This is a genomic window from Snodgrassella sp. ESL0323, assembly GCF_013346865.1.
Classification (GTDB): domain Bacteria; phylum Pseudomonadota; class Gammaproteobacteria; order Burkholderiales; family Neisseriaceae; genus Snodgrassella; species Snodgrassella alvi.
Genome location: NZ_JAAEDT010000024.1, coordinates 1 through 1,633, shown reverse-complemented (window position 1 = coordinate 1,633; position 1,633 = coordinate 1). Strand labels below are relative to the sequence as shown.

3 protein-coding genes and 1 pseudogene are annotated in these 1,633 nt (G+C 33.1%); 1 reads left to right on the top strand and 3 read right to left on the bottom strand.

Annotated elements, in window-relative coordinates:
* Positions 1–35: 35 nt before the first annotated feature.
* The gene (locus GY065_RS11045; RefSeq protein WP_025315295.1) at positions 36–485 is read right to left on the bottom strand and encodes an SMI1/KNR4 family protein; all 450 of its coding nucleotides are present in this window, start codon (positions 483–485) and stop codon (positions 36–38) included.
* Positions 486–494: 9 nt separating this feature from the next.
* Complete coding sequence (locus GY065_RS11040) at positions 495–776, bottom strand: HNH/ENDO VII family nuclease (protein ID WP_269147127.1); 282 nt, start codon at positions 774–776, stop codon at positions 495–497.
* Here GY065_RS11040 and GY065_RS11035 point away from each other — a divergent pair.
* Positions 772–1,104, top strand: a pseudogene (locus tag GY065_RS11035) (integrase core domain-containing protein); the annotation flags it as partial. The gene GY065_RS11040 and the pseudogene GY065_RS11035 sit on opposite strands and share 5 nt — an antisense overlap.
* Before the next feature lie 122 nt (positions 1,105–1,226).
* Here GY065_RS11035 and GY065_RS11030 read toward each other — a convergent pair.
* Positions 1,227–1,580, bottom strand: a complete 354-nt coding sequence (locus tag GY065_RS11030) for a hypothetical protein (protein WP_174834157.1) — start codon at positions 1,578–1,580, stop codon at positions 1,227–1,229.
* Positions 1,581–1,633: the final 53 nt, after the last annotated feature.

Below are 1,633 nucleotides of genomic sequence, written 5' to 3'. Positions count from 1 at the left end.
GGTTTCCCAGTATCTCTGGTTGCGACAGTCTTAATTTACGTCCGTAAGTTTACATATTCTTCAAAAAAAAATCTGAATGACGGTGCAAGAACGTTTGATATTTTTCTTGAGAAAAGATCATAATTAACTATTTGTCCATAAGTATTTTTCCTACAATCAACACACCAACATACATCGTCATCTTTAAAATAAATAACTGCCATATCTGATGGTAACGAGTATTCCTTTCGACACTGACAAGTATCATAATAAATAGCTCCTCCAGACTCAGCCAAGGCATCATTATCAACTATGCCTGATATTTCTTCACCAACAACACCTCCGCCACCAACCAATAAAATAAATTCTTTTAATTCATTTGGTAACGACAAATTTAGCTTATTTTCAAGTATGTTAATTTGTGATTCATCACAAGCTCCAAGCCAATATACTTCGTCTTGAGCGCCATGATTTAAACGCGTAACAAGATTTTTAATATCACCCATATAGTTACCTCACATAAAATCCAATGCTCTTAATTTCCAATATTCTTTTCTGAATTTATTATACTGCCTATCTAGAGCAGATGTATTTCTAAAGCTCCCTCCATTTTCAATTAATCCATGAATTTGCTTATGATATTGTTTGTGAGTTGAGGAAACTAACTCGACCATTGGGCCGGGTTCTTTTCCTAATATATGATGAAGGTTCATTTGTTTTCCATCTGGGCCTATTGGAGCATATCCATTCTTCATTAAGTCTAAGTTTGTCCACCCCTCATTTACTTTTGACTTAATATTGGAGGATATAGAGCATACGAAAACAAAAGCCTACAGTCCGCAAACGAATGGTATATGTGAGCGATTCCATAAGACGATAAAGACCGAATGTTATGATATTATGTTTAGACGTAAAATATATACAGAATTGAAAGAGATACAACAAGATATTGAGCTTTGGCTAGAGTTTTACAATCGGGAAAGAGCACATTCAGGGAAATACTGTTATGGTAAGACACCTTGGCAAACTTGGGTAGAGACAAAAGGACTGGCTAAGGAAAAGCAGCTAGAAAATTTATTTTACTCATCAGACAGTCATTGTGTTAGAACGAATGCCGATGAGTAGATAGTGTCTGTCAGATTAAGTTTAAGCTAGTACAAATTAAACTGGATATTACTAATACGTCAAGAAAGTAAAAAGCCAAAATAATCCAAGGAGAGTTTTTACTACAACCTATCAAGTATTGATTAATTTTCTTCAATATATTTGTCACTTATCATCGATAGTATATCGACCTGATTAAGTACATTTTTTAAAAACTTATATCTACTTAATTTATCAGAATTTTTTCCATTAATAAAAGATACTTCTATTAATGTACAGAATTCTTTATTTTCTTCATCTAACCACTCGTCGGATAGCGGGATATAATTATCTGTAATAGTTAATCTGTCCGCATAAAGACCACAGTAAGAGAAGTACACCCCAAAATAATAGCTATCATGTTCAGAGCAAGTTATATCCCATTTATTATTCAACAATTCACTTATCTCTTTTTTAGATTTATTACTGCCGTATTTTAGAAAATATAATTTTTTCATTTATCGCCCGCCACATTTCCCTGGAATTCTGATTCCTTTTCCTTTAGCTTTGA

Bases quoted from the DNA above. Each gene is read 5' to 3' on its own strand.
- GY065_RS11030 (WP_174834157.1), bottom strand. From the start codon at position 1,580: ATGAAAAAATTATATTTTCTAAAATACGGCAGTAATAAATCTAAAAAA.
- GY065_RS11045 (WP_025315295.1), bottom strand. From the start codon at position 485: ATGGGTGATATTAAAAATCTTGTTACGCGTTTAAATCATGGCGCTCAA.